The organism is Agromyces sp. GXS1127 (genome assembly GCF_050565425.1).
Classification (GTDB): Bacteria; Actinomycetota; Actinomycetes; order Actinomycetales; family Microbacteriaceae; genus Agromyces.
In genome coordinates, this window is sequence record NZ_JBOCIG010000006.1 from 251,810 (window position 1) to 277,532 (window position 25,723).

The following is a 25,723-nucleotide window of genomic DNA, read 5'->3' on the forward strand; positions in this document are numbered from 1 at the left end:
GGCCCGGCGCGAATCCCGACTCGCCGTCAGCTCGGCACGTCGGCGGCGCAGCGGAACCCGAGGTGCGTCGTCGACGAGTCCTCGGCCTGCGACGACCGGGCCGCCGGCCGATACCGGCGGCAGTACTCGGGCGCGCAGAGGTGCGAGCCGCCCTTGGTCACGTGCAGCGCGCGCGACGGGGCGACGCCGGCCAGCAGGTCGGCGCGGGAGCCGCGGTCGACGGATGCCGCACCGGGCGGAACGTGTCGCGGCGTGAACGGATCGGAGGTCCACTCCCACACATTGCCGATGACGTCGACGAGGCCGAAGCCGTTGGGCGGGTACGAGCCCACCGGCGAGGTGCCGCCCCAGCCGGCGTTCCGGTACGGGAAGTCGCCCTGCCAGGTGTTCGCCATGACGGCGCCGTCGGGCGTGCGTTCGTCGCCCCACGCGAACTCGGCCCCGTCCAGGCCACCGCGGGCGGCGTACTCCCACTCGGCCTCGGTCGGAAGGCGCCGCCCCGCCCATTCTGCGTAGGCCGCGGCATCTGCGAAGGCGACGTGCACGACCGGATGGTCGGCGCGCCCGTCGAGGTCGGAGCCGTGCCCGAACGGATGGCGCCAGTCGGCGCCGGGCACCCATCGCCACCACTGACGCCAGTCGCGCAGGTCCACGGGGCCCTCGGTCGGCGTGAAGACGAGGGAGCCGGGCACGCGATCGGCCTCCGGGACGTCGGCGAACTCCTCCGGGTCGAGCGGACGCTCGGCCGTCGTCACGTATCCCGTCGCGTCGACGAACGCCGCGAACTGCGCGTTCGTGACCGGGTGGCGCTCGATCGCGAACGCGGCGACGCGCCGTTCGTGCTGCGGCGCCTCCTCGGCGTAGTGGACGTCGCTGCCCATGCGGAACGTGCCGCCGGGCAGGGTGACGAGCTCGGTGAGGGCCATCCGTTCAGGCTACCCGCGGCGGTGCGGCGGACGCCCCGCAGGCCCGGTCCGAATCGGGCTGGCCGCCCCCTCGGCATCCGCTGGGCAGGCGCCGAGAGTGCGCGTCCGGATTTGCGATCGCGGCGGGGGCCCCGCCTACGCTGGTGGACTTCGACCGGAGGGAAGCCCGTTGCCCGACGCATCCGCCTGGGAGACCACGCTCGTCTTCGCGATCGCGCTCGTCATCGCGGTCGTCGCGACCTTCGTCGTCTCCGCCATCGCCTCGATCATCGTCCGCGCCGTCGCCCGCCGCCGCGACTGGGCGGGCATCCTCATCCGCCGCGCCAGGTGGCCGTTCCGCACGGTGCTGCTGACCGCCGGCGCCTGGATCTCGATCGCACTCGCCTTCCCGGGCGCCGCATGGCGCCCGGCGGTCGATCACGCGTTCCTCATCGCCCTGATCGCCGCGGGCGCCTGGCTGGCGGCGCAGCTGTTCCTCTTCCTCGCCGACGTGGGCGTGAGTCGATACCGCATGGATGTCGCCGACAACCGCGTCGCACGCCGGGTGCACACGCAGTTCCAGATCGTGCGCCGGCTCGTGGTGGTCGTCATCGTCATCATCGCGGTGGGCGCCATCCTGCTCACCTTCCCCGGCGTGCGCGCCGTGGGCGCGAGCGTGCTCGCGTCGGCGGGCATCGCGTCGATCGTGGCCGGCCTCGCGGCGCAGACCGTGCTCGCGAACATGTTCGCGGGCATCCAGATCGCGTTCAGCGAGGCGATCCGCGTCGACGACGTCGTGGTCGTCGAGGGCGAGTGGGGGCGCATCCGCGAGATCACGCTCACCTACGTGGTCGTCGTCACGTGGGACGAGCGGACCGTGGTCCTGCCGTGCACGTACTTCACCACGAAGCCGTTCCAGAACTGGACCAAGTACGGCAGCGCGCTCATCGGATCGATCGAGCTCGACGTCGACTGGCGCATCTCGACCGACGCGATGCGCGAGGAGCTCGACCGGATCCTCGAGGGCGAGGAGCTCTTCGACGGCCGCACGAAGGTCCTGCAGGTCACCGAGGCCACCGGCGGCCTCGTACGCGTGCGGGTGCTCGTCAGCGCCGCCGACTCGGCGGCGCTCTGGGACCTGCGCTGCCTCGTCCGCGAGGACCTCGTCGAGTGGATCCGGGAGCAGGATGCCGCGGCGTTGCCGCAGCAGCGTGTGCTCGTGGGTGCGGAGCCGGCCGAGGTCGCGGACCGATCGGCCGCGGGCGGGCGGCGCGAGACGACGGATGCCGCGGACGAGCGCGCGTCGGAGCCGAAGCCGGTCACGGGCTCGACGCCGCGCGCCGGTCTCTTCTCCGGGACGGCCGACGGCGAGCAGCGCGCGTCGGAGTTCACCCAGGCGATCCCGGTGCAGCCGCCGGAGGAGGCCGCGCGTGCCGACCGTGCCGGCCGCGGGGCGGACGCATCGGACGACGTATCCGATTCCGGGGACGATCGGCGCGGGCCGGACGGGGAACCGCGGACGCGCGTCCCTTGATCTACGGAGCTCCTCCTCCGTAGGCTCACAGCACGCTCATGGGAAAGCCCCTTCCGGGTGATCCCAGGGGCACGTGCCGCCTTCACCGGCATGCCGTTCACACAGGGGAGACTCGATGTCCACTGGCTCGACGCCGAAGCACCACCGATCCCGAACCGTCACCTTGGCCGCGGCGGCCGCCCTGGCCGTCGCCGGCCCGCTCGTCGCCGGCGCTCCGGCGATCGCCGACCCGAACTTCCCGTCGACCGAGGGGGAGACCAGCACCGCGAGCATCGCCACCTACTCCGACCTCGTCACCGAACTCCAGCGACTCGAGGACACCGCTCGGTTCGGCGTCGACGTGCAGACGCTCGCCGAGGTCGGCACCGCGGTCTCGACGTCCGAGTCGGGCCGCGACCTCTACGTCGCGACGGTGGGCGACGGCGACGAGGCCGTCTGGCTGCAGGGCCGCATCCACGGCAACGAGCCCTACGGAACCGAGTCGCTCCTCGCCGTGCTCAAGGAGCTCGGCACGAACGGCTCGCCCGAGTGGACGCTGCTGCGGGACACCTACACGTTCCACGTCATCCCGATGTACAACCCGGACGGGTCGGAGCTCAACATCCGCCACACGATCCTGCAGGACGGCACGGAGAAGCGGATCGACCTCAACCGGGACTGGGGGGTCGGCAAGTTCGAGGCCGCCGAGTCGGAGGCGTTCTACGAGTACTGGACGATGGTCGACCCGGCGTTCGCGATCGACATCCACCACCAGGGCCTGAAGCGGGAGTACGGCACGGGCGACGACGTCACCCTGTCGCTCGGCATCTCACTCGCGCCCGGCGGACCCACGCTTCCCGGCATCGAGGGCGGGGCGTACGACGTGCTCACGCGTCAGATGCACGTGCACGTCTACGACGAGCTGGCCAAGTACGGGTACGTCAACATGGACCGCTACCAGGTCGGCGGCAGCCTCGAGATCGACATCAAGGGCGGTGTCGTGTCGGCGATGATGCTCGGCCTCGACCACGACGGGCTGAACCCGGAGGGTCACAGCAACCCGGCGATCTTCTTCGAGACCAGCGGCAACACGAGCGACGGCAGCCTCGGGCAGAAGGCCCGCGGCAAGTCGATCAAGCAGAACGTGCTCGCGCTGCAGGAGCTCCTGACCGGCATGGCCTCCGGCGAGGTTCAGCAGGAGGACCCGGCCCGCTGGGAGGAGATCCCGCACGCACCGGTCACCGGCTACCAGACCGACACCGGGGTCATCCCCGTTCCGTAGGTCGTGCCGTCGAGGGCCGGGTCGCCGCGGCGGCCCGGCCCTTCGCATGCGTGCGACCGCACGCCGCGGTCAGCGCGACGCGGTCAGGGGGTCAGAACGACTGCGCGGTCCCGGAGTCGGTGCCCGTGTCGCCGCCTTCGTCGCCCTCGTCGCCGAACCCGGGGCGATCCCCCGGCTCGCCCATGCCGGGGCGTCCGCCGCCGGGGCCGAAGCCGTCGCCGTCCCGGTCGCCGCCGAAGCCCGGCCCGGAGGGCACGCCGGTCGTGTCGCCGACGACGCCGCCGATGAGCGAGGCCGCGTTGCCCGCGACGAAGCCGGCGGCGAAGAAGACGAGTGCCGCGAGCAGGGCGCCGACGACGAGGACCCACACCCGGCGATACCAGGGCGCGCGCTCGGCGGCGGGCGGGGGTGCGCCGTGCGTGGGCGGCGTCGCCGCGGTGGGCTCGGCGGGGTGGAACATCGGGGGCGCCTGGCGGCCGTCGGCGGCGGGCTGCGCCTCGGATGCCGACGACGCCGCCGCTGCCGGAGGCAGCGGCTCGGTGGGAGCGGTCGGGGAAGCGTCCGACGGCGTCGCCCCGTCGGCCGCCGCCGTCGTCGTGTGCTGGGAGCTCATGATCGTGTCCTTCGGGCTGTCTCGGACGGATGCGGGCGCATCGGTCCGGCCACGATGCTCCGCCCGGAGGCTATGCGCGGGCTTTGGCCGAGCCCGGGAGCGCCCGCGAAGATGAACCGACGCGCAAGTTGTTTTGAGTCACTCAAAACAACTGCTACGGTGGACGCATGCCCGCCGAGCCCCACCGCGACGACGCCGCAGCGCGTCTCCGCGACGCGGGCCTCAAGGTGACCGCGCCGCGCCTCGCGGTGCTCGACGCCGTCAGCGGCCACGGGCACCTCGACGCCGACGCCGTGCTCGCGCGCGTCACCGGCACGCTCCCCGGCACCTCGCTGCAGTCGGTCTACAACGTGCTCGCCGCACTGACCGAGGCCGGCCTGCTGCGCCGGATCGAGCCCGCCGAGTCACCCGCGCTCTACGAGAGCCGCACGGGCGACAACCACCACCACGTCGTCTGCACGCGCTGCCGTGCGGTGGCCGACGTCGATTGCGTGGTCGGCCACGCGCCGTGCCTCGCACCGAGCGACACCGGCGGCTTCGCCATCCAGACCGCCGAGGTCACCTTCTGGGGCCTCTGCGCCGACTGCCGGCGGGAGGAGGCCGGCTAGCCCGGCGCCATCCGCTCGCCCGGCGCGCTCGCGCGCCGACCGCCCGACCGGGGCGGTGCTCGTCGTGCCCGCACGTCGTGCTCCGCTGCGCCGCGGCATCCACCCACCGAGAAGAGAAGGACGACATGTCGAACCCTACGACCCCGCCCGTGACGACCACCCAGGCAGCGACGACGACGCAGACCGGTACGCCGGTCGCCAGCGACGCGCACTCGCTCACGGTCGGCGCCGACGGCGCCACGGTGCTGCACGACCGGTACCTCGTCGAGAAGCTCGCCCAGTTCAACCGCGAGCGCATCCCCGAGCGCATCGTGCACGCGAAGGGCGGCGGCGCGTTCGGCCGCTTCGAGGCGACCCACGACGTGTCGGCCTACACCCGGGCCGCGGTCTTCCAGCCCGGCACCGAGTCGGAGACGCTGCTGCGCTTCTCGTCGGTCGCGGGCGAGCAGGGCTCGCCCGACACGTGGCGCGACGTGCGCGGATTCTCGCTGAAGTTCTACACGACCGAGGGCAACTACGACATCGTCGGCAACAACACCCCGGTGTTCTTCATCCGCGACGGTGCGAAGTTCCCCGATTTCATCCACTCGCAGAAGCGACTGCCGGGCTCGGGCCTGCGCGACGCCGATATGCAGTGGGACTTCTGGACCCTCTCGCCCGAGTCGGCTCACCAGGTCACCTACCTCATGGGCGACCGCGGCCTGCCGAAGTCGTGGCGCGAGATGCAGGGCTACGGCTCGCACACCTACCAGTGGATCAACGCCGCCGGCGAGAAGTTCTGGGTCAAGTACCACTTCCGCTCCCAGCAGGGCGACCTGCACCTGGATGCCGCGACCGCCGAGGCCATCGCGGGCGCCGACGCCGACTTCTACCGCCGCGACCTGTACGAGGCGATCGAGCGCGGCGACCACCCCAAGTGGGACCTCCACGTGCAGGTCATGCCCTACCAGGACGCGAAGACCTACCGCTTCAACCCGTTCGACCTCACCAAGGTGTGGCCGCACGCGGACTACCCGCTGATCCCGGTCGGCACGCTCACGCTCGACCGCAACCCGCAGAACTTCTTCGCCGAGATCGAGCAGGCCGCGTTCTCGCCGGCGAACACCGTGCCCGGCATCGCCATCAGCCCCGACAAGATGCTCATGGCGCGCGTGTTCAGCTACCCCGACGCGCAGCGCTACCGCGTCGGCACGAACTACACCCAGCTGCCGGTGAACGCGCCGCACGCGGCATCCGTGCACACCTACTCGCAGGACGGCGCGGCCCGCTACCACTTCAACGCGCCCACGGCGCCGGTCTACGCGCCGAACTCGGTCGGCGGCCCCGTGGCGTCGGCGGATGCCGCGGGCGAGGGCGGCTGGGAGGCCGACGGCTCGCTCGTCCGCACGGCCTACACGCTGCGAGCGGACGACTCCGACTTCGGGCAGGCCGGCGCGCTCTACCGCGACGTGTTCTCGGCCGAGGCGAAGGCCCGGTTCCTCGTGACCCTCTCGGGCCAGGCGCACGCGATCACCGTCGATGACATCCGCGAGCGGTTCTTCCAGTACTGGACGAACGTCGACGGCGGCCTCGGGGCCGCACTCCGCGACGCGTACGCGATCGGCGTGAACGCCGACGCACCGCAGCAGCCGGAGGCCGTCGAACCCGGCGAGGACGAGGCCGCCGCGTAGTCCCGCCTCCCGCGATGAGGAGTCCGGGTCGCGCCGCAGCGCGGCCCGGACGCCTCGCCTCCGCCTACGCGATCTCGGATCCGGCCCGCGTGAGGGTGGCGCGGGCTCGCGCTGCGAGCCGCGCGAACTCGGCGCGCTCGGTCGGGTCGTAGTCCGCGGCGTCCACGCTGGCCACCAGGCGTTCGAGCTGGCCTTCGAGCACGCGCACGTGCTCCGGCCGCGTCGTGCGCCGGCCCACATCGCCGATCAGGTCGAAGAGCCGCGCGGCGACATCCGGGTCGGAGGCCCCGTAGCGTCGCGGCTGCTGGACTCCCACCTCGACGAGCTCACGGAAGTCGTGCGCGACCGGGACGACCCTGGCCAGCCCGTCATCGTCGGCGTAGGCGCTGGGCGAGGGCGGGAGTTCGGCGAGGTCCCCGAGCAGCGCCGCGACGTGGCTCAGCGCGTGCACCGCGGTGGTCGGATCGTTGACGCCGGGCGAGAGGGCCTTCGTCGCGACGTCCGCGATCTGGCGGAGCCCGTAGCCGATGTCCTGCGGCGGCGTGCGCTCGTAGTCGATGGAGTAGGCGTCGACGATCGCCTGCTCGAGCGTCGAGCGGTCGGCACGGGTCATCGGCGTCGGCCGGTCGGCCCCCGCGTCCGGACCGGGCCACCATTCGGCGAGGATCGTGCCCTCGATCACGCTGGCGCCCACCCGGCAGACCTCGCGGATCACGGCGCCGTGCTCGTGTCCGGCCGAGATGAGGCGATCGCGATCGATTCCGGTCACGAACCCGGACCGACGCGCCGCGACGATGTCGACCTGATCCGGGCGGGCCGGCGCCGGCGCGGTCGGTCGGTCGTCGGAGCCGACCAGGGCGATCGTCCGGTCGGTCTCGCGGTGGACGTCCCGGAGCATGGTCTCGACTCGGAGGCGGCTCGCCAGGTGCGCCAGGAAGAGCACGAGCACGATCACGCTGCCGAGCGTGAGCACGAACGCGAGGGTGATCGAGATGCGCGGCACCTCGTCGCCGGTGTCCGAGACCGTGCGGAGGACGGTGAGCGAGTACGCGAACGTCCCGAGGAAGATCGCGAGCGTGAGGTGCACCATCCGGTCGGAGGCGAAGGTGCGCAGGAGCCGCGGCGACGCCTGGTTGCTCGCGAGTTGCAGCGCGACCACCGTCAGCGAGAACGTCAGGGACGTCGCCGTGATCAGCGAACCGCTGATGGTCGTGAGCACGGCCCGCGCTGCGTCGGTCCCCCCGCCGAAGAGCAGCGCCTGGAACCATCCGGAGAGGTTCTGGTCGACGGCCGCATCGAGGATGGGCAGGAAGACCCCCGCGATCACCGCGCCGATGGTCGCCGCGACGGGCAGGGGCCAGATGCGGGAGGAGAACGATTCGGAGAACGTCGCCCACCATCGGCGGGCCCCATCGGATGTCGGCATCGGCACCTCCCGCCGGCCAGCCTAGGCGGAGGCTCCGCATCACGGGAGGGCTTGACGACGGCTGCGGGCGGGAGGCTACGCCTCGACGAGGGTGCGGCGGATGACGCTGGTGAAGAAGCCGAGGCCGTCGACGCCCGACCGCATCGCGGCCGCGGTGTCCGGGCCGAAGCCAGGCTCGACCGCGTGCTCGGGGTGCGGCATGAGGCCCACGACGTTGCCGGCGGCGTTCGCGATGCCGGCGATGTCGCGCAGCGACCCGTTCGGGTTCACACCGACGTAGCGGAACGCCACGCGGCCCTCGCCCTCGAGCCGGTCGAGCGTCTCCTCCGACGCGATGAACCCGCCCTCGCCGTTCTTCAGCGGGATGGTGATCTCCTGACCGGCCTCGAACTCGCTCGTCCACGCGGTCGATGCGTTCTCGACGCGGAGCACCTGGTCGCGGCAGATGAACGACCCGTGGTCGTTGCGGATGAGCCCGCCTTCGAGCAGGTGCGCCTCGGCGAGCATCTGGAAGCCGTTGCAGATGCCGAGCACCGGGAGGCCCCGGTTCGCGGCGTCGACGACCTCGGTCATGATCGGGCTGAGCGAGGCGATCGCGCCGCAGCGCAGGTAGTCGCCGTAGCTGAATCCGCCGGGCAGGATCAGGGCGTCGACGCCCTCGAGGTCGTGCGAGCCGTGCCAGAGCGCGACGGGCTCGCCGCCGGCGAGGCGGACCGCGCGGTGCGCGTCGCGGTCGTCGAGCGAGCCGGGGAACGTGATGACGCCGATGCGCATGGGTCGACTCCCGGGCCTCAGTGCGTCTCGCCCGCGGGGGCGTCGTAGCCGTCGTGGTGCTCGGCGGCCTCGGCGGCGGCCTCGATGTTCGACTGCTCGTAGTGGATGCCGACGACGTCCTCGATGACGGAGTTCGACAGCACGTTCTCGGCGAGCGCGGCGACCTCGGCGCGGAGGTCGTCGTCGACCGGCCCGTCGACGGTCAACTCGAAGCGCTTGCCCACGCGCACCCCGCTGATGGAGCCGTGCCCGGTGCGGGAGAGCGCGCCGGCGACGGCCTTCCCCTGCGGGTCGAGCAGTTCGGCCTTGGGCATCACTTCGACGACGATGGTGGGCACCGCGGTTCTCCGTTCGGTGTCGAGGGTGTGGATGCCTCGATTCTATCCGTCGCCCGGACGCCGCTCGTCGCTCGCCGGAGACTGCGGCCGTGAGCGGCGGGACCGCGCGCACGTGCGGAGCGCGCCCGCCCGATCAATCGCGCACGATCGCCCGCACGATCGCGCCGATGCCGACGAGGATCGCCACGCCGGCGGCCGCCGCGAGGCCGAGCACGAGCGCCGGGTTCTCGCGGTACTTCTCCTGGAGCCAGTCCGTCGCGTCGTCGATGAACTCGGCCGCATCGTCGGCCGCGTCGGCCGCGAGGGCCTTCGCCTGGCTCGCGGCGTCGGACGCCGCGGCCGTCGCCCGGCCGATCGCCTCGTTCGCCGCGCTCGACACGTCGTCGAGCACGTCGGACGCCTCGTCTGAGGCGGCGTCCGCCGCGGCCTTCGCGCGCCCGACCGCCTCCTCGACGCGGTCGTCGAGGTCGCCGCCCGTCCGATCAGTCGCATCCGTCATGGAACCATCCCCTTCCATCCGATCGGCGTCGATCCCATCATGCTCCCGGGCGGCGCCTCGATCGAGTCATCCGTCGCGATCGTCCTCCGCCGCGCGCTCCGCGGCGGCCTCGTCGTCCGGCGCACCCGTCGTCGTCGACGGCAGGTCCCCGAGCTCGGGGCCGCCGTGGGCCGACGGATCCTCGTGTGCACGCCCGTGGTCGCGGGCGGCCTCGGTGTCCATCGACGTCACCGGCTGCTTCGGATCGGGCATCGGACGGCCCGGCTCGCCGTACGATCCGCTCATCGGCGGCCCATCGCCCGGACGATCGCGCCGAGCACCACGACGCCCGCCACCGCGGCGCCGATCACGACGCCCGGCCGCTTGCGGTACTCCTCCTTCACGCGCTCGGTCCACTCGCCGGTGACGCGCTTGGCGTCCTCGGCCAGCCGATCGAGGTCGGCGTTCTCCGCGGCATCCTTGAGCTTCGACGCGGCCTGCTTGGCCGCATCGGCGGCGGCATCGGCGACCTGCCGAGCGGCGCCGGTCGCGGCGTCCGCGGCGGAGCTGATCGGCGATCCCGACGTGGCCCCGACCGAGTCGACCGCCTCGCGATCGCCGTCCGGTCCCGGGCCCGCCGGCGCGGCCTTCCCGGTGGAGGCCCCCGTGGCCGACGAGGTCGAGCCCGGCCCGTCGTCCCCGGTCGTCGAGGACTGCGTGGCGCCGGCATCCGCCGCGCCGGCGGACTCGACGGCGTCGGTGCCGATGGGCGGCGTTGGCGGCATGGTGGACGTGCCGTGCGGGGTCGTCTGGTCGTCTCGGCTCGGGGACTGGTCGCTCATCCTCGTCACTCCTCCTGTCGTGGGACGGCCGCGTGCACAGGGCGCCGCAGCGGGTGCCAGCAGTCTCGCCGAGCCGCGGGTCGACGTCGAGGGCGTTGACACATCCGCCGCACCCGCGTAGCGCGCGCGCAGGCATCGCCCGGCGGACCTCACCGGCGGGGTGGGGTTCTCCCCGATGCGGCCACGACATCCTCGCAGCACGATGCGGTCATGAATCGGTTCGCACAGGTCCTCGCCTCCATCGAGGCGCTGACGCTCATCGTGATCGGCGCGCTGGAGACCTTCTTCCACCGCAGCCCCGGGTTGTATCCGATCTTCCTCATCGAGCCGGGCGAGTACGACGCCGTCGCGCTCTGGACGCGCAACGTCGGCGTCTACAACATGCTGATGGGCGCCGCGATCGTCGTCGGGCTCGTCCTCGTGCACCGGGCGTCGGTCGCCGCGGGGCGGGCGATCATCCTCACGGTCAGCGCCATGCACGTCGTCCTCGGGGTCTCGCTCGTCATCACTGCGCCGGAGCTCTGGCTCTCGGCCGTGTTCGAGTCCGGACTCGCGCTCGCGGTCATCGTCGCGATCGCGGTCGGCGACCGGGGGAGCGCCCGAGGGGCACCGAACGCGCCGGAAGCGCGGGCCGCGCTGGACGCGGGGGCCGCGCAGGACGCGCGCGCCGCGGCTACCCCAGCCCCGCCCGCTCCGCGATCACCTCGCGCAGCACCTCGCGCGTGACGTCGAGGCCGCGGTGCACCTCCTCGAAGCTCGTCGAAAGGGGCGCGAGCCCGAGGCGCAGGCCGCCGACGTCGCGGTAATCGGGGATCACGTCGCGCTGCCAGAGACGGGCGGTGACCTCGCGCATGGCGTCGTGCTGGAGGATCACGTGCCCGCCGCGCTCCGCCGCGTCGCGCGGCGAGCCGACGGTCACCCCGAGCGGCGCGAGCCAGGCGTCGGCGAGTTCGATCGCGTACTCGGTGAGCGCGACCGACTTGGCGCGGATCGCCGGCATCCCGACGTCCTCGATCATCGCGAGCGTCTCCTGCATGGCGATCATCGCCGTGATCGGCGACGTGCCGCTCGCGAAGCGGCGGATGCCGGACGCGGGCACGTACTCGGGCCCCATGGCGAACAGGTCGGCGGTGCCGAACCAGCCCTGGATCGGCTGCCGCAGCACGGAGTGCAGGTCGTCGCGCACGTATGCGAACGCGGGGGAGCCCGGTCCGCCGTTGAGGTACTTGTACGTGCAGCCCACCGCGAGGTCGAACTCCCAGAGGTCGGCGTGCACGGGCACCGAGCCGGCCGAGTGGCAGAGGTCCCAGAGGATCAGCGCCCCGGCATCGTGCGCGATGCGCGTCAATTCGGGCGCGTCGGCGACATACGCCGACCGGTACGACACGTGGTTGACGACGACGAGCGCCGTCTGCGGCCCGGCCGCCTCGGCGAGCTGCTCCGGGGTGACGCCGCGCTCGAGGTCGACGTCGATCCAGCGCAGGCGGCAGCCGGTCTCGGCGGCGATGCCCTCCAGCACGTACCGGTCGGTCGGGAAGTTGTCGCGGTCGACGACGATCTCGCGCCGCTGCGGGTCGCGGGCGATCTGGGCGTCGACGGCGGCCCGTGCGAGCTTGTAGAGCAGCACGGTGGTCGAGTCGCCGATGACGGTCTGACCGGCCTTGGCCTCGATCACGGCGCGGCCGATGCGGTCGCCGATCTCGTACGGCAGCTGCAGCCACGACTCGTCCCAGCCGCGGATGAGTCGCCCGCCCCACTCCTCGCGCAGGAACCGCTCGACGCGCTCGATCGCCGCCACGGGCGGCCGGCCGAGCGAGTTGCCGTCGAAGTAGACGAGGTCGGAGTCGGCGCCGACGAAGCGCTTCCGCAGGTGCGCGAGCCCGTCGGCGCGGTCCTGACGTCGGGCGTAGGCGAGCAGCGAATCCATGTTCAGCGGAGCTCCAGTTCCTCGGTCGGCACGAGGCGCGCGGTGGCGAGCCATCGGGCGACGGCGTCGGGGTCGGGCAGGAAGGTCGCGACGCCGGCGTCCGCCCATCCGGGCGCCACGTCGGGCCACGGGTCGGCGAGGGCCGCGATGACGTCGGATGCCGCGAGCCCGGCCTGCACGAGCGCGGCGACCTCGACGGGGTTCACGCCCGGTTCGAGCTCGCCGTTGCCGGCGTCGGTGCCGTAGACTACGCGCCCGCCTGCGGCGTGGAATCGCCGCACGTTGTCGATCGCGGTCTCGGCGACGGATGCCTCGTCCCGCACGTGGATCGCGAGCGTCGAGATCCACGCCTGGCCGGCGGCCGCGGCGCGGGCGACCACGTCGTCGTCGAGGCGCTCGCTGAAGGGCGCGTGCACGAGCACGTCGGCACCGGCGTCGATCGCGAGCTGCGCCATCCCCGCGCCCTCGGCGTGCACCGCGACGGGCAGCCCGGCGGCGTGCGCCGCGACGACGATCGCGTCGAGCGTGGCCCGGTCGAGGGCCGGGCCGGCGACCGCGTTCAGCGCGACCTTGACGACGGATGCCCCGAACCGCCGCTGCTCGTCGACCGCCGCCTCGATCGGGCCGCTGAGCGCGCGGTGGCGTCGCTCGCGCAGGTCGTCGGCGTCGCCGCCCACGGGGTCGAGTTCGCGCACGCTCCCGGCAGGCGCCCACGGGCGCCCGGACGGGTACCCGCCGCGTGCGGTCAGGAAGGCGCCCGCGTAGCGCACGTGCGGCAGCCCGTCGGCGCGGGCGATCGCCGCGATCGCGCCGGGATCGGCGCCGAGGTCGACGACCGCGGCGATGCCGCGCGCGACGGCGGGCGCGGCATCCGCCAGCTGCAGGTGCACGTGGTGGTCGATGAACGGCGGCAGCATGGTGCCGCTCTCGCCGGGGTGGTCGCCGTTCAGCGAGCGCCGGACGTGACGCGCGAGCGGGCCGAGGGGTTCGATCGGGCCGACCGGGTCGGGCGAGTGCGCGGCATCCGTCATCGCGCTCACCCCGGGATCTCGGTGCGGACCGCGTAGAGCTCGGGGAAGAACGTCAGCTCGAGCGCGCGCTTCAGGAACGGTGCGCCGCTCGACCCGCCCGTGCCCGTCTTCGAACCGATGATGCGCTCGACGGTCTTCAGGTGCCGGAAGCGCCAGAGCTGGAAGTTGTCCTCGAGGTCGACGAGCTCCTCGCACGTCTCGTACGCCGCCCAGTTGTGCTCGGGGTCGGCGTAGATCGCGGCGAACACGGGCACGAGCTCGTCGTGGAACGTCCACGCCTTCGTCACGTCGCGTTCGAGCACCTCGGCGGGGATGTCGTACCCGGCGCGGGCGAGCAGCCGCAGGAACTCGTCGTAGAGGCTCGGCGCCTCGAGGGCGCGGCGCACGATCGCGCTCGCCGCGGCATCCGCCTCGAAGACCTGCAGCATCTTGGCGTTCTTGTTGCCGAGCGTGAACTCGACCGCGCGGTACTGGTACGACTGGAACCCGCTCGCGTTGCCGAGCACGCCGCGGAACTGCGCGTACTCGCTCGGCGTGAGCGTCGCGAGCACCGACCACTGCTCGGTGAGCGTCTTCTGGATGTGCTTGACGCGCGCGATGCACTTCAACGCGGGGGCGAGGTCGTCGGCCCGCATGAGCTCGCACGCGGTCGCGAGCTCGTGCAGCACGAGCTTCAGCCACAGTTCGGTGGTCTGGTGCTGGATGATGAACAGCAACTCGTCGTGGTGCTCGGGGCGCGAGATCGGCCGCTGCGCGGCGAGCAGCGTGTCGAGGTCGAGGTAGCCCCCGTAGCTCATGCGGTCGCTGAAGTCGGTGACGACGGATGCCTCGATGCGTCGGGTGTTCGCCTCGACGCCCCGTTCCTCCGTCGCGATCGCTCGGTCGTCGCTCGGTGCTGCCACGCGGCCAGCCTAGCCACCGGACGTAGGGTCGTCGCATGTCCGAGGAGTACCGGTTCACCGCGGTCGTCTACCGGTGGGAGGAGCGCGCCACCGATTCGTGGTTCTTCGTCGACGTGCCCGAAGACCTGTCGGAGGAGATCCGCGACCGCCCGCGGATGCCGCGCGGCTTCGGGTCGGTCCGGGTGTCCGCGACGATCGGCGGCACCACCTGGCGCACGTCGATCTTCCCCGGCAGGGCGCGGTACTCCCTCCCGCTCAAACGCGCGGTCCGCGACGCGGAGGGCATCGAGCCCGGGGAGGCCATCGACGTGCACATCCAGATGCTCGAGTGACCCGAGGAAAGGGTGCGGCGGGCATCCCCCGGAGCAGCAGTCCACCCCGTACCCGCCGCACCGGCGCCCCTCCCCCGAGTGGGCGCACGTCTTCCGCCTAGGGAAGCGGAGTCGACACTCCGAATGCTACCGGATCCGGACAACGCCCGGCGCCACGGGCGTACGCTGGTGCGGTGACCACCACCGTGTCGACGCGGCGGGACGCCCGCCGCAACCATGAGCGCCTGCTCGTCGAAGCCCGGCGACTCTTCGCCGAGCGCGGCATCGAGGCGCCCCTCGACGAGCTCGCCACGCGCGCCGAGGTCGGTGCGGGCACCGTGTACCGTCACTTCCCGACGCGGGACGCCCTGATCCGCGAGCTCTACGACACCGGCGTCGACGACCTCCGCGCCTTCACCGCCGAGGTCATCGAGGCCGAGAGCGGATGGCAGGCCATCGAGATGTGGCTCGAACGCCTGTCCTCGTGGCTGATCGAGCGGCCGTACCTCCCGGCGGTCATGCGCCGGGTCGCCGAACTCGATCCCGACCACCGTCCGGGCACCGAGTTCCAGGCCGTCGCCGACGGCATCGTCGCGCGGGCCCAGGCCGAGGGCGCGCTCCGCGCCGACGTGACGACGGTCGACATCAGCGTGCTCGTCGACATGCTCGGTTCGCTCGGCCAGTACGGCGGTGCGTACCTGCCGTTCTGGCGGCGCCAGCTCGTCCTCGTCCTCGACGGGCTTCGAGCGCGTCCCGACGCGACCGAGCTCCCCGGCGCCGCGCTCGACTTCGGCGAGTTCCACGACATGTCGCACCGGAAGCGCCCCGAGGACTGATCCCGTCGACGCCGCGGCGCCGCCGCGGGCTACTCCGCCGAGCGCACCTCGACGACGTTCGCCCACGGGTCGTCGAACGCGAGCGTCCGACCGTCGTCACGCGACGCAACGCGGAAGTGCGCCATCCGCTCACCCAGTTCGCCGAGGTCGTCGGCCGTCGGCACCAGGATCTCGACCTTGCCGAGCCCCAGTGCGAGCTGCCGCCGCCCGGCCCCGCGGCTCTTCCACGTGTTCATGGCCATGTGGTGGTGGTAGCCGCCGGCGCTGACGAAGAGGGCCTGGTCGCCGTAGGTCGCGGTCTGGTCGAACCCGAGGCGGTCCACGTAGAACTCCCGCGCGCTCGCGACGTCGCCCACGGAGAGGTGGACGTGTCCGACGGCGGCGCTGCCGAGGCCCGTGCCCGCGGCCGCGGCATCCGCCCCTCGCTCGCTGAGGTGCTCGCGCAGGTATCCGTTCGGGTCGAGGAAGATCGTGGCCATCTCGACCGTGCCGTGCGTCCAGCTCCAGGTCGAGCGGTCGCGGTCGAAGTAGAGCTCCACGCCGTTGCCCTCCGGGTCGTCGAAGTAGAACGCCTCGCTCACGAGGTGATCGGCGCTGCCCGTGAAGGTGCCGGGGTGCTTCGATGCGACGGAGAGCAGCGCCGTGGCGAGCGCCTCCCGCGTGTCGAACAGGATCGCGGTGTGGAAGAGTCCCGCGCTGCGGGGCGACGCGTGCTTCAGCTCGGGCGCGTGCTCGAGGATCACGGCGGGCACGCGGCCCCGGCCGAGCACGGCGACCGGGCCCTCGTGGCTGAGGAGCTCGAGCGTGACGCCGTCGCGGTAGTACCGGATCATGGCGTCGAGGTCGGCGACGCGGAGCGTCACCGGTCCCATCGCGGTGTCGTCAGCGAGGCGGTCCGGGGCGGCGCCGGCTGCGGCACCTGAATCAGTTGTAGGCACAACTATTTCAACCACGTCCCCTCGGCGGGTATTCCCACCGGCTCGAGCGAGCCGCCGGGCGGCTGCCGCGCTACAGCCCGAGCGTGAGCCGCTCCACGAGCGCCCGGTAGCGTTCGGCGGTCTGCTCGACGATCTCCGTCGGCAGCGCCGGCGGGGCCTCGGTCGCCGACTGGTCCCAGTTCGCGGCGAGCCAGTCGCGGACGATCTGCTTGTCGAAGCTCGCCATGCGGATCTCGGGCGTCGCGCCCGTGAGGTAGGCCTCGAGGTCCCAGTAGCGGCTCGAGTCGCTCGTCAGCACCTCGTCGGCGAGGGTCACGATGCCGAGTTCGCGGTCGGCGCCGAACTCGAACTTCGTGTCGGCGAGGACCAGCCCGCGCTCCTCGGCGACCTCCGACGCGTGCCGGAACACCGAGAGCGAGATCGCGCGCAGCTGCTCGGCGACCGTCTCGCCGACGAGCTCGACCGTGCGTTCGTACGAGATGTTCTCGTCGTGCTCGCCCATGGGAGCCTTCCACGCGGGCGTGTAGACGGGCTCCGGCAGCCGGTCGCCGTCCTCCAGGCCCTCGGGCAGCGCGATGCCGCCGATCGCGCCGGTCGCCGCGTACTCCTGGTAGCCGCTGCCCGTGAGGTAGCCGCGCACCACGCACTCGACCGGGAACATGTCGAGGGAGCGGCAGAGCATCGCGCGCTCGGCGACCTCGGCCGGGATCTCGGGCAGGTCCGCGTAGCGGTCGTCCTCGGCGTACGCGAGGTGGTTCGGCACCTCGGGCAGCTGGTCGAACCACCAGCGCGTGAGCGAGGTCAGCATCGCGCCCTTGCCGGGGATGGCCGGTTCGAGCACGTGGTCGAACGCGCTCACGCGGTCGCTCGCCACCACGAGCACCACGGGCGAGAGGCTGAGCGGGTCGCCCGTCCAGCTGTCGTCGTCGGTCATCAGCGCCGTCGGCACGTAGAGGTCGCGCACCTTGCCCGAATACACGTGGGTCCAGCCGTCGAGGTCGTCCGTGGCGGTCATCCTCGTCTCCTCTCGAATCTCCCCAGCAGTCTGAGCAGCAGCCGCGTCAGTCGGCGACGCGTGCGGCGATGTCGGTGCGGTACTGCCCGCCGTCCAGGCGAAGCTGCCCGATCGCCTCGTACGCGCGGCGGCGTGCCTCGGCGAAGTCGTCGCCCAGGGCGACCACGTTGAGCACGCGGCCGCCCGTGGCGATGAGGTGCGGCTCGGCGTCGTCGTCGGTCGAGCCGACGGCGGTGGCCGCGTGCGCGAGGTGCACTCCGGCGACGGATGCCGCGGCATCCAGGCCGTCGATGCGGCGCCCGGTCTCGGGCGACTCGGGGTAGCCCTCGCTCGCGAGCACGACCGTCACGGCGGCGTCGGGGCGGAACTCGGGCCGCGGGAGGGCGCCGAGCCCGCCGGTCGCAGCGGCGAAGAGCAGGCCCGACAGCGGCGTCGCGAGCCGGGGCAGCACGACCTGGGTCTCGGGGTCGCCGAAGCGCGCGTTGAACTCGATGACCCGGATGCCGCGGCTCGTCAGGATGAGCCCGGCGTAGAGCAGGCCGATGAACGGCGTCTGCTCCTCGGCGAGCTGCTTGACGGTCGGCAGCGCGATGGTCTCGATGACCTCGTCGACGAACGCCTCCTCGCTGCCGAACCGCTCGTCGAGCCACGGCAGCGGCGAGTACGCGCCCATGCCGCCGGTGTTCGGGCCCTCGTCGCCGTCGCGCAGTCGCTTGTAGTCCTGCGCGGGCGAGAGCGGCAGCACGTTCGAGCCGTCCGAGAGGAGGAACAGCGAGACCTCCTGGCCGTCGAGGAACTCCTCGACGAGCACCGGACCCTGCTGCAGGTAGTGCGCGGCGTGCGCGAGCGCGGCCTCGCGGTCCTCCGTGACGAGCACGCCCTTGCCCGCGGCGAGGCCGTCGGCCTTCACGACGTAGGGGGCCCCGTACTCGTCGAGCACCTCGGTCACCTTCGGCAGCGAGTCGACGAGGCTCGCGCGGCCGGTCGGCACCCCGGCCTCCTCCATGACGCGCTTGGCGAAGGTCTTCGATCCCTCGAGCGCGGCGGCCGCCCTGGCGGGGCCGAACACCGCGATGCCGCGCGTGCGGAGTGCATCGGCGACGCCCGCGACGAGCGGCGCCTCGGGGCCGACGACGACGAGCTCGACGTCGTTGTCCATGGCGTAGTCGGCGACGATCACGGGGTCGGTCGGGTCCAGCGCGATGGTCTCGACGCTGCCGCGCGCCGACGAGGTGGGGGATGCCGCGATCCCGGCGTTGCCGGGCGCCGCCACGATCTCGTGGCCGGCCTCCTCGTCGAGCAGGGCGAGGATGATGGCGTGCTCGCGCGCGCCCGAACCGAGGACGAGGATTCTCACCCGCTCAGGCTACCGGACCCCCTCCGAGCGGCCCGGCTCGGTGACGGCCCGCACCGCCGGCGGGGAGGTGCGTGCGGGAGGATGGTCGCATGCCACGCAGGATCGGAGACGTCGAGGGGCGCGACGCGGTCGCCGCGGTCGTGCGAGCGGATGCCGCGGCATCCGTCGAGCGGAACACCCTCGCCCTCGCGGTGCGCTACACGCTGCAGCTGCTCGCCGAGCGCGCACCCGGCGGGACCGTCGAGGTCCGCGTGCCGCCGTTCGGCGCGGTGCAGTGCATCGAGGGGCCGCGGCACACGCGCGGCACGCCGCCGAACGTCGTCGAGACGGATGCCGCGACCTGGCTCGCCCTCGCCACGGGGTCGCTCGCCTGGGCGGACGTGCGCGCGTCCGGCCGGGTGCACGCCTCGGGGCAGCGCGCCGACCTCGACGGCGTCGTCCCCGTGATCGATGCCGCACGCCTCTCCTGAACCCCGCCCGCAGCACGCCGGCCGCGTGCGGGACAATGGACGGGTGAGCGATGCGAACCGTCCCGATCCCGCCGAGCCCCACGAGTCGGCGCAGCCCGACGTGGGCGACCCCGGGGCATCCGTCGCACCGCTCGAGCCGGAGGCCGCGGGTGACGAGGTCGGCCCCAAGGTCGAGCGCATGGACGTCGATCCGGAGGCCGGCGAGCACCTCGAGACCGAGCTGTCGAGCGATGCCGTCACGGTGCGGCGCTCGCCGCGGTACGGGAGCTTCCTCCTGCTCGGCGCGGCGCTCGGCGTGCTGGTGGCGCTGGTCCTGACGTTCGCGTTCCCCGAGAACCCGGACTTCGACCGGGGCCAGGTGTTCGGGTTCCTGCTCCTGTGGTGCGGTGCGGGCGGGCTCGCCCTCGGCGGTGCCGCGGCGCTCGTCATCGACCGCGTGCTCGCGAAGCGCCGCGGCACGGCCGTCGCCGAGCACGAGTCGACGCACTACGTCGACGACGAGCCGGCGGGCTGACCCGAGCGCGTTCGCGCTGCGGGCGCCGCGTCAGCTCAGCTGCGTGCGCTCGACCCAGTCGAGGTACTCGGGCGTGACCGTGCCGGTCACGTACTCGCCGGTGAAGCACGACAGGTCGAGCTGCCCGATCGAGGTGCCCTCGGTGATCGCCGCCTGCAGGTCCGCGACCTCCTGGTAGATCATGTGGTCGGCGCCGAGCTCGCGGGCGATCTCGGGGATCTTGCGGTCGTGCGCGACGAGCTCGGCCCGGCTCGGCATGTTGATGCCGTACACGTGCGGGAAGCGCACGGGCGGGGCCGCCGAGGTGAACGTGACCTTGTTCGCGCCCGCGGCGCGGGCCATCTCGACGATCTGCTTCGACGTCGTGCCGCGCACGATCGAGTCGTCGACGATGAGCACGTTCTTGCCCTTGAACTCGGTGCCCATGGCGTTGAGCTTCTGGCGGACCGAGCGCTTGCGCGCCGCCTGGCCGGGCATGATGAACGTGCGGCCGACGTAGCGGTTCTTGTAGAAGCCCTCGCGGTACTCGATGCCGAGCTTCTGCGCGACCTGCATCGCGGCGGGGCGCGACGAGTCGGGGATCGGCATGACGACGTCGATGTCGCCCTGGTCCATGTGCGTGGCGATCGTGTTCGCGAGCCGGTCGCCCATGCGCAGGCGGGCCTCGTAGACCGAGATGCCGTTCATGATCGAGTCGGGCCGGGCGAGGTAGACGTACTCGAACGAGCACGGCACGAGCCGCGGGTTCGCGGCGCACTGGCGCGAGATCATCTCGCCGTCGAGCGTGATGAACACGGCTTCGCCGGGCTCGACGTCGCGCACGATCTCGTAGTCGCCGTTCTCGAGCACGAGCGACTCGGAGGCGACGATCCACTCGTCCTTGCCGGCATCCGTCGTGCGCTTGCCGAGGATGAGCGGCCGGATGCCGAACGGGTCGCGGAACGCGAGCAGGCCGTAGCCGGCGATCATCGCGATGACGGCGTACGAGCCCTCGACGCGCTCGTGCACGTGCGACACGGCCTGGAAGACCTGGTCGGGGTCGAGCTCGAGGCCCGTGATCTGGCCCTGCAGTTCGGTCGCGAGGACGTTGAGCAGCATCTCGGTGTCGCTCGTGGAGTTCACGTGGCGGCGGTCGATGCGGAAGAGGTCCTCGGACAGCTCCCGCGTGTTCGTGAGGTTGCCGTTGTGGACGAGGATGATGCCGTACGGCGCGTTCACGTAGAACGGCTGGGCCTCCTCCTCGCGCTCCGCGGCGCCCTTGGTCGTGTAGCGCACGTGGCCGAGACCCATGTCGCCGAGGAGCGACCGCATGTCGCGCGTGCGGAACGCCTCGCGGACCTGCCCGCGCGCCTTGTGGATGTGGAACACGGGTCCGTCGGCGGTCGCGATGCCCGTCGAGTCCTGCCCGCGGTGCTGCAGGAGGAGGAGGCTGTCGTAGATCTGCTGGTTGACGGGCTCGGTGGAGACGATGCCGACGATGCCGCACATGCGAGCTAGGGCTCCTCGGGAGGTGGGTGAAGCGTCCGAGCTGGACGATACATCCTCGCATACGCGCGCGTGTGAGCCGCCTGAACGGATGCCGCTGCTCACGTGAGCGCGACGCGTCAGGCGGGCCGCCCCGCGGCCAAACGATGAACATACCTCGTCGCCGTCCTCCGTGGCGTGAATCTTCGGTTCCCTCTCGGCGCTTCTCGATTTCCCCGAAGGATGCCTCCGGCTCTCCCCCCGAACGGGGGCCGTGTGACACGCTTCCCCGCATTCGATATCTGCGGTGACGGCGACCATGGGGGGACCGCTGCCGCCTGCTCAGAAAGGGCTCACTCCATGAAGCTCACTTCCTTCCGGGCCGCGCTCGCCGGCGCCGCCCTCGTCGCGTGCGGACTGCTCGCCGCACCGGCCGCAGCGTCGGCCGCGCCGCCGTCGGTGCCGCCGGGCGTCGACCAGCGCGCGGTGCCCGCCGCCGAACGCGCCGCGGCCGCGTCCTACTGGACCGCCGAGCGCATGCGCTCCGCGGCTCCGGCCGACGTGCTGCTCGCCGGCAAGTCCGCCTCGACCCCGGCGGCGGACGTCGCCGCGGGCGCTCCGGTCACCTACGGGAAGCCGGCTCCGGCGCCGGACATCACGCCGATGGCGACGAGCGAGTCGCCCGTGTCGAACATCGGCAAGGTGTTCTTCACGCTCAACGGCCGCAACTACGTGTGCTCGGGCAACTCGGTGAGCTCGGCGAACGGCAGCGTCGTCGCGACGGCCGCGCACTGCGTGCACGGCGGCAAGGGCAAGTACGCGACGAACTGGACCTTCGTGCCGGCCTACGAGAACGGCGCCGCGCCCTACGGCCAGTGGGTGGCGACGAAGCTCGCCGCGCCGCAGCAGTGGACCAAGGGCGGCGACATCACCTACGACACGGCCTTCGCCACGGTCGGCCAGCTCGCCGGCAAGACCCTGCAGGCGACGGTCGGCGGCACCGCCATCTCGTTCAACCAGGCGCGCGGGCTCTCGTACGAGGCCTTCGGCTACCCGGCGGCGGCGCCGTTCAACGGCCAGACCCTGAAGTCGTGCGCCGGCACGGCATCCCCCGACCCGTATGGCCAGACGCAGTCGCAGGGCATCCCGTGCGACATGACCGGCGGTTCGTCGGGCGGCCCGTGGTTCCTCGGCAACGGCTCGCAGAACTCGGTGAACAGCTTCGGCTACAACAACATCCCGAACGTGATGTTCGGGCCGTACTACGGCTCGGTCGCCCAGGCGACGTACGCCACCGCGGCATCCTGATCGCCCGGGGCGGCCGCTGAGCCGCCCGACCTGATCGCGAAGCGCCTCGCGCCGAGGGACCGGTGCGAGGCGCTTCGTCGTCAGCGGGAGCGAAGAGCGCGCGCATGAGAATCCGGCTGGCGGGCGGCTCAGCGCGGTGCGCGCGAAGCTACCGCGCGTGCAGCTCCACGAACGTCCGCAGCATCCGGCTCGGCTCCGACACGACTGCGCGCGCGGCGGCGGCGAGCGTGAGCTCGAGCTCGTCGGCGGCGAAGTAGCCGTAGCTCGCGTAGGCGCGGATCCGCACCTGGATGCCCTCGAGATCGAGCTCGGGATGGAACTGAGTGGCGTACACGTTCGAACCGACGCGGAACACCTGCACCGGGCACGTCGGCGACGACCCGAGCAGCGTCGCCGACGGGGGCAGCGCGCGGATCGCCTCCTTGTGCCCGACGAACGCGTTGAACGTCTCCGGCAGCCCGGCGAGCAGCGGGTCCGCCGCCCCGGCGTCGGTGAGGGTCACCGGCACGACGCCGATCTTCTCGGCGTAGTGGTCGTCGATCACGGCGCCCTGGTGCGCGCCGAGCGTGCCGACGCCGTAGCAGGCGCCGAGGAACGGGAAGTCGCGCGCGACGACCTCGTCGAGCAGGGTCGCGAACTCGGCCTCGACCCGGTGCTGCACGGCTGACTTCCGCTCGGGCGGGTCGGAGGCGTTGAACGGCCCGCCGCCGACGAAGATGCCCGACAGTGCGTCGAGGTCGAGCCGCGGCATCCGCTCGGCCTCGAGGCGCACGCGGATGAGGTCGCGCTCGTCGAGACCGGTGCCGCGCAGGAAGAGCGCGTACTCCTCATCGGCGGGCTGGTCCTCGGCGCGGGTGGCGAGGAGCACGAACGGCTTCACGCGACCACGATATGCGTGGAGCCCGGCTCGCGTCAGTACTGCGAGGGCGTCGCGAGCACGGCCATCGTGCAGCGCGACACGCAGACGAGCTTTCCCGCCTCGTCGGTGATGCGGATGTCCCACACCTGCGTCGTGCGCCCGCGGGTGATCGGACGTGCCTCACCGTAGACCCAGCCGTCTGAGACGGGGCGGGTGTGGTTCGCGTTGATCTCCATGCCGACGCAGTAGAACCGCTCGGGGTCGACCGTGAAACTCGAGCCCCAGCTCGCGAGGGTCTCCGCCAGCAGCACCGAGGCGCCGCCGTGCAGCACGCCGCCCGGCTGGCGGGTGCGCTCGTCGACCGGCATCCGGCCCTTCAGGGAGTCGTCGGTGACCTCGGTCATCTCGATGCCGAGCGAGCGGATGGCGGTGCCCTCGCACCGCGCGTTGGCCCACTCGACGCTGGGCTCGCCGAACCAGATGCTCATGACGACCGAGTCTGCCACGGCCCGCCGGTCCGCCGGCCCCCGGCGGAGCGCTACGCGAGCTCGGCGATGATCGGGTGGATCGCGTCGTCGAACGCCGCGGCATCCGATCGCAGCGCATCGGTGACGGCCACGGTCTTCCGCCCGATCCACCAGATGCCGGATGCCGCGAGCGGCAGCACCTCGACGTTCAGCTCGAAGGAGTGCGCGCGCCGACCCACCTCGCGCTCGTGCTCGGCGATCGAGCCGGCGTACGCGCGGTACGTGTCGCCGGAGCGGGCGGCGGATGCGGTCCGGTACCGCTCGTGCGCCCACTCGGCCCAGGCGAGGCCGGCCTCGGCGTGCGGGCGGATGGCGGCCGCCAGAGCCTCGGCGCCGGTGACGGGCAGTGCGACGGCCGTGCCGTACTCGTCGACCAGCTCGAGCGGCACGGGCGACGGATGCGCCTCGGGCTCGACGGTCATCGACCACCACTCGCGCCACTGCTTCTCGAGCGCGTCGTGCGCATCCATGTCGCGCTCGCCCCCGGGGCCGACCCGACCGATGTCGCGGAGCCGCGGGAGCTCGGCCGGCGAGGCGATGCCGAGCACCTCGCGCAGGTAGAGCGCGAGCAGGACCCCGGTGCTCGCGTTCTCGCGAATCACCCACGACGGCGTGGCACCCGCGTGCATGCTCGGATTGTATCTCCGGCCGCCGACGCCGGGCCCGAGCGCCGCGCACCGCGCGGGTACCCTTGACGGGTGAGCGCGAACTCGTCCTATGCCGCTGCCGGAGTCGACACCGCCGCCGGCGACCTCGCCGTCGAGTTGATGAAGGAGGCGGTCGCGAAGACCCACGGGCCGAACGTGCTCGGCGGCGTCGGCGGCTTCGCCGGACTCTACGACCTCTCGTTCGCGAAGGACTACGTTCGCCCGCTGCTCGCCACCTCGACCGACGGCGTCGGCACGAAGATCGCGATCGCGCAGGCGCTCGACGTCCACGACACCATCGGGCAGGACCTGGTGGGCATGGTCGTCGACGACATCGTCGTGGTCGGAGCGACGCCGCTCTTCATGACCGACTACATCGCGTGCGGCAAGGTCGTGCCCGAACGCATCGCGGCCATCGTCACGGGCATCGCGCGCGCGTGCGCCGAGACCGGCACGGCCCTCGTCGGCGGCGAGACCGCCGAGCACCCGGGCCTCATGGGCGTCGACGACTACGACGTCGCCGGCGCGGCGGTCGGCGTCGTCGAGGCCGACCGCGCCCTCGGCGCCGAGCGAGTGCGAGACGGCGACGTCGTCCTCGCGATCGAGTCGAGCGGCTTGCACTCGAACGGCTACTCGCTCGTGCGGCACATCCTGTCGAACGCGAACCTGTCGTACACGGATGCCTCGGCCGACCTCGGCGCCACCTGGGGCGAGGCGCTGCTCGTGCCGACCCGGCTCTACTCCGGCCCGCTCGTGAAGCTCCTCGCGCACGACACGCTCGGCCCCGCGGTGCACTCGCTCTCGCACGTCACCGGCGGCGGGATCGCCGCGAACCTCGCGCGCGTGCTCCCGCGCGGCTCCTGGGTCGAGGTCGACCGCTCGACGTGGTCGCCGCAGCCCGTCTTCCGCGTGCTGAACGACCTCGCCGGCACGACGCTCGAATCGACCGAGGGCACGTGGAACCTCGGCATCGGCTTCTTCGCCGTCGTGGCCGCGGAGGCCGCGGCATCCGTCATCGCCGAGCTCGACACGCTCGGCCTGCCCGCCTGGCAGGCCGGCACGGTCTCGACGGGTGCCTACGATGCCGCCGCGCCCGGCTGGGAGCAGGGCGCCAAGGGCGTCGACGGCGGCGCGGTCCGCCTCGTCGGCGGCTACGCGAGCTGAGCGC

General features: G+C 72.5%; 29 protein-coding genes. 11 read left to right on the plus strand and 18 right to left on the minus strand.

From position 1 onward, the window contains the following. Window positions 1–26 precede the first annotated feature (26 nt). Window positions 27–926 (minus strand): formylglycine-generating enzyme family protein, encoded by a 900-nt coding sequence (locus tag ACQ393_RS12970; RefSeq protein WP_430647263.1) that lies wholly within the window; start codon window positions 924–926, stop codon window positions 27–29. Between the two features lie 169 nt (window positions 927–1,095). Here ACQ393_RS12970 and ACQ393_RS12975 point away from each other — a divergent pair, with 169 nt between their 5' ends. Together ACQ393_RS12975 and ACQ393_RS12980 are read left to right on the plus strand one after the other, a co-directional pair. After that, window positions 1,096–2,439 carry a mechanosensitive ion channel family protein gene (locus ACQ393_RS12975; protein ID WP_430647264.1) on the plus strand — a complete coding sequence of 448 codons (1,344 nt, stop codon included), beginning with the start codon at window positions 1,096–1,098 and terminating at the stop codon, window positions 2,437–2,439. A gap of 115 nt (window positions 2,440–2,554) precedes the next feature. Next, complete coding sequence (locus ACQ393_RS12980; RefSeq protein WP_430647265.1) at window positions 2,555–3,700, plus strand: M14 family zinc carboxypeptidase; 1,146 nt, start codon at window positions 2,555–2,557, stop codon at window positions 3,698–3,700. A gap of 91 nt (window positions 3,701–3,791) precedes the next feature. Here the strand turns inward: ACQ393_RS12980 and ACQ393_RS12985 are convergent, their stop codons facing one another. Continuing rightward, a complete protein-coding gene (locus ACQ393_RS12985) occupies window positions 3,792–4,313 on the minus strand; it encodes a hypothetical protein (RefSeq protein WP_430647266.1) in 522 nt (173 codons plus the stop codon). Between the two features lie 167 nt (window positions 4,314–4,480). On the opposite strand from ACQ393_RS12985, the gene ACQ393_RS12990 reads away from it, so the two are divergent. After that, window positions 4,481–4,921: a Fur family transcriptional regulator gene (locus ACQ393_RS12990; RefSeq protein WP_430647267.1), complete on the plus strand. Its 441-nt coding sequence runs from the start codon at window positions 4,481–4,483 to the stop codon at window positions 4,919–4,921. Between the two features lie 125 nt (window positions 4,922–5,046). Beyond that, window positions 5,047–6,591 carry a catalase gene (locus ACQ393_RS12995; RefSeq protein WP_430647268.1) on the plus strand — a complete coding sequence of 515 codons (1,545 nt, stop codon included), beginning with the start codon at window positions 5,047–5,049 and terminating at the stop codon, window positions 6,589–6,591. Between the two features lie 64 nt (window positions 6,592–6,655). Here the strand turns inward: ACQ393_RS12995 and ACQ393_RS13000 are convergent, their stop codons facing one another. The 6 genes from ACQ393_RS13000 to ACQ393_RS13025 form a co-directional block, all read right to left on the minus strand. Further along, window positions 6,656–8,017, minus strand: a complete 1,362-nt coding sequence (locus ACQ393_RS13000) for a DUF2254 domain-containing protein (RefSeq protein ID WP_430647269.1) — start codon at window positions 8,015–8,017, stop codon at window positions 6,656–6,658. Window positions 8,018–8,092: 75 nt separating this feature from the next. After that, the gene (purQ, locus tag ACQ393_RS13005; RefSeq protein WP_430647270.1) at window positions 8,093–8,791 is read right to left on the minus strand and encodes a phosphoribosylformylglycinamidine synthase subunit PurQ; all 699 of its coding nucleotides are present in this window, start codon (window positions 8,789–8,791) and stop codon (window positions 8,093–8,095) included. 17 nt (window positions 8,792–8,808) lie between these two features. Beyond that, window positions 8,809–9,129, minus strand: a complete 321-nt coding sequence (purS, locus tag ACQ393_RS13010) for a phosphoribosylformylglycinamidine synthase subunit PurS (RefSeq protein ID WP_430647271.1) — start codon at window positions 9,127–9,129, stop codon at window positions 8,809–8,811. Window positions 9,130–9,262: 133 nt separating this feature from the next. Continuing rightward, window positions 9,263–9,628 carry a hypothetical protein gene (locus tag ACQ393_RS13015; protein WP_430647272.1) on the minus strand — a complete coding sequence of 122 codons (366 nt, stop codon included), beginning with the start codon at window positions 9,626–9,628 and terminating at the stop codon, window positions 9,263–9,265. A gap of 66 nt (window positions 9,629–9,694) precedes the next feature. Beyond that, window positions 9,695–9,913, minus strand: coding sequence for a hypothetical protein (locus ACQ393_RS13020; RefSeq protein WP_430647273.1), 219 nt, complete (start codon window positions 9,911–9,913; stop codon window positions 9,695–9,697). Further along, a complete protein-coding gene (locus ACQ393_RS13025) occupies window positions 9,910–10,449 on the minus strand; it encodes a hypothetical protein (protein WP_430647274.1) in 540 nt (179 codons plus the stop codon). The genes ACQ393_RS13020 and ACQ393_RS13025 overlap by 4 nt, the downstream gene beginning before the upstream one ends. Window positions 10,450–10,659: 210 nt before the next feature. On the opposite strand from ACQ393_RS13025, the gene ACQ393_RS13030 reads away from it, so the two are divergent. Continuing rightward, window positions 10,660–11,175, plus strand: coding sequence for a DUF1304 family protein (locus ACQ393_RS13030; protein WP_430647275.1), 516 nt, complete (start codon window positions 10,660–10,662; stop codon window positions 11,173–11,175). Here ACQ393_RS13030 and ACQ393_RS13035 read toward each other — a convergent pair. From ACQ393_RS13035 to kynA, 3 genes are read right to left on the minus strand one after another with little or no spacing between them, the layout of a single operon-like run. Next, window positions 11,123–12,376: a kynureninase gene (locus ACQ393_RS13035; RefSeq protein ID WP_430647276.1), complete on the minus strand. Its 1,254-nt coding sequence runs from the start codon at window positions 12,374–12,376 to the stop codon at window positions 11,123–11,125. The genes ACQ393_RS13030 and ACQ393_RS13035 overlap by 53 nt on opposite strands. A 2-nt stretch (window positions 12,377–12,378) precedes the next feature. Continuing rightward, window positions 12,379–13,407, minus strand: coding sequence for an amidohydrolase family protein (locus tag ACQ393_RS13040; protein ID WP_430647319.1), 1,029 nt, complete (start codon window positions 13,405–13,407; stop codon window positions 12,379–12,381). Window positions 13,408–13,412: 5 nt separating this feature from the next. Further along, a complete protein-coding gene (gene kynA, locus ACQ393_RS13045) occupies window positions 13,413–14,309 on the minus strand; it encodes a tryptophan 2,3-dioxygenase (protein ID WP_430647277.1) in 897 nt (298 codons plus the stop codon). 35 nt (window positions 14,310–14,344) lie between these two features. Between kynA and ACQ393_RS13050 the strand changes: the two genes are divergently transcribed. Together ACQ393_RS13050 and ACQ393_RS13055 are read left to right on the plus strand one after the other, a co-directional pair. Beyond that, window positions 14,345–14,641, plus strand: a complete 297-nt coding sequence (locus ACQ393_RS13050) for a DUF1905 domain-containing protein (RefSeq protein WP_430647278.1) — start codon at window positions 14,345–14,347, stop codon at window positions 14,639–14,641. Window positions 14,642–14,814: 173 nt separating this feature from the next. After that, window positions 14,815–15,456: a TetR/AcrR family transcriptional regulator gene (locus ACQ393_RS13055; RefSeq protein WP_430647279.1), complete on the plus strand. Its 642-nt coding sequence runs from the start codon at window positions 14,815–14,817 to the stop codon at window positions 15,454–15,456. A 29-nt stretch (window positions 15,457–15,485) separates the two neighbouring features. Here ACQ393_RS13055 and ACQ393_RS13060 read toward each other — a convergent pair whose 3' ends face one another. From ACQ393_RS13060 to purD, 3 genes are all read right to left on the minus strand, one after another. Beyond that, window positions 15,486–16,328, minus strand: coding sequence for a VOC family protein (locus ACQ393_RS13060; RefSeq protein ID WP_430647280.1), 843 nt, complete (start codon window positions 16,326–16,328; stop codon window positions 15,486–15,488). Between the two features lie 136 nt (window positions 16,329–16,464). Continuing rightward, window positions 16,465–17,409, minus strand: a complete 945-nt coding sequence (locus tag ACQ393_RS13065; RefSeq protein WP_430647281.1) for a phosphoribosylaminoimidazolesuccinocarboxamide synthase — start codon at window positions 17,407–17,409, stop codon at window positions 16,465–16,467. 46 nt (window positions 17,410–17,455) lie between these two features. Next, window positions 17,456–18,766 (minus strand): phosphoribosylamine--glycine ligase, encoded by a 1,311-nt coding sequence (gene purD / locus ACQ393_RS13070; protein ID WP_430647282.1) that lies wholly within the window; start codon window positions 18,764–18,766, stop codon window positions 17,456–17,458. Window positions 18,767–18,855: 89 nt separating this feature from the next. Here purD and ACQ393_RS13075 point away from each other — a divergent pair, with 89 nt between their 5' ends. Both ACQ393_RS13075 and ACQ393_RS13080 read left to right on the plus strand, forming a co-directional pair. Next, window positions 18,856–19,236, plus strand: a complete 381-nt coding sequence (locus tag ACQ393_RS13075; RefSeq protein ID WP_430647283.1) for a sterol carrier family protein — start codon at window positions 18,856–18,858, stop codon at window positions 19,234–19,236. Between the two features lie 43 nt (window positions 19,237–19,279). Then, the gene (locus tag ACQ393_RS13080) at window positions 19,280–19,750 is read left to right on the plus strand and encodes a hypothetical protein (RefSeq protein ID WP_430647284.1); all 471 of its coding nucleotides are present in this window, start codon (window positions 19,280–19,282) and stop codon (window positions 19,748–19,750) included. A gap of 30 nt (window positions 19,751–19,780) precedes the next feature. Here the strand turns inward: ACQ393_RS13080 and purF are convergent, their stop codons facing one another. Beyond that, window positions 19,781–21,238, minus strand: a complete 1,458-nt coding sequence (purF, locus tag ACQ393_RS13085; RefSeq protein WP_430647285.1) for an amidophosphoribosyltransferase — start codon at window positions 21,236–21,238, stop codon at window positions 19,781–19,783. A gap of 336 nt (window positions 21,239–21,574) precedes the next feature. On the opposite strand from purF, the gene ACQ393_RS13090 reads away from it, so the two are divergent. Further along, entirely contained in the window at window positions 21,575–22,522 is a 948-nt protein-coding gene (locus tag ACQ393_RS13090; RefSeq protein WP_430647286.1) for a trypsin-like serine peptidase, read from the plus strand. Between the two features lie 148 nt (window positions 22,523–22,670). Here ACQ393_RS13090 and ACQ393_RS13095 read toward each other — a convergent pair whose 3' ends face one another. Genes ACQ393_RS13095 through ACQ393_RS13105 form a run of 3 tightly spaced genes read right to left on the minus strand, consistent with a single transcriptional unit; the run spans window position 22,671 to window position 24,537 of the window. Continuing rightward, the gene (locus ACQ393_RS13095; protein ID WP_430647287.1) at window positions 22,671–23,402 is read right to left on the minus strand and encodes a glutamine amidotransferase; all 732 of its coding nucleotides are present in this window, start codon (window positions 23,400–23,402) and stop codon (window positions 22,671–22,673) included. Between the two features lie 32 nt (window positions 23,403–23,434). After that, window positions 23,435–23,869, minus strand: a complete 435-nt coding sequence (locus ACQ393_RS13100) for a PaaI family thioesterase (RefSeq protein WP_430647288.1) — start codon at window positions 23,867–23,869, stop codon at window positions 23,435–23,437. Window positions 23,870–23,919: 50 nt separating this feature from the next. After that, entirely contained in the window at window positions 23,920–24,537 is a 618-nt protein-coding gene (locus ACQ393_RS13105; RefSeq protein WP_430647289.1) for a zinc-binding alcohol dehydrogenase, read from the minus strand. Between the two features lie 69 nt (window positions 24,538–24,606). Here ACQ393_RS13105 and purM point away from each other — a divergent pair, with 69 nt between their 5' ends. Further along, entirely contained in the window at window positions 24,607–25,719 is a 1,113-nt protein-coding gene (gene purM, locus ACQ393_RS13110) for a phosphoribosylformylglycinamidine cyclo-ligase (protein ID WP_430647290.1), read from the plus strand. Window positions 25,720–25,723 lie beyond the last annotated feature (4 nt).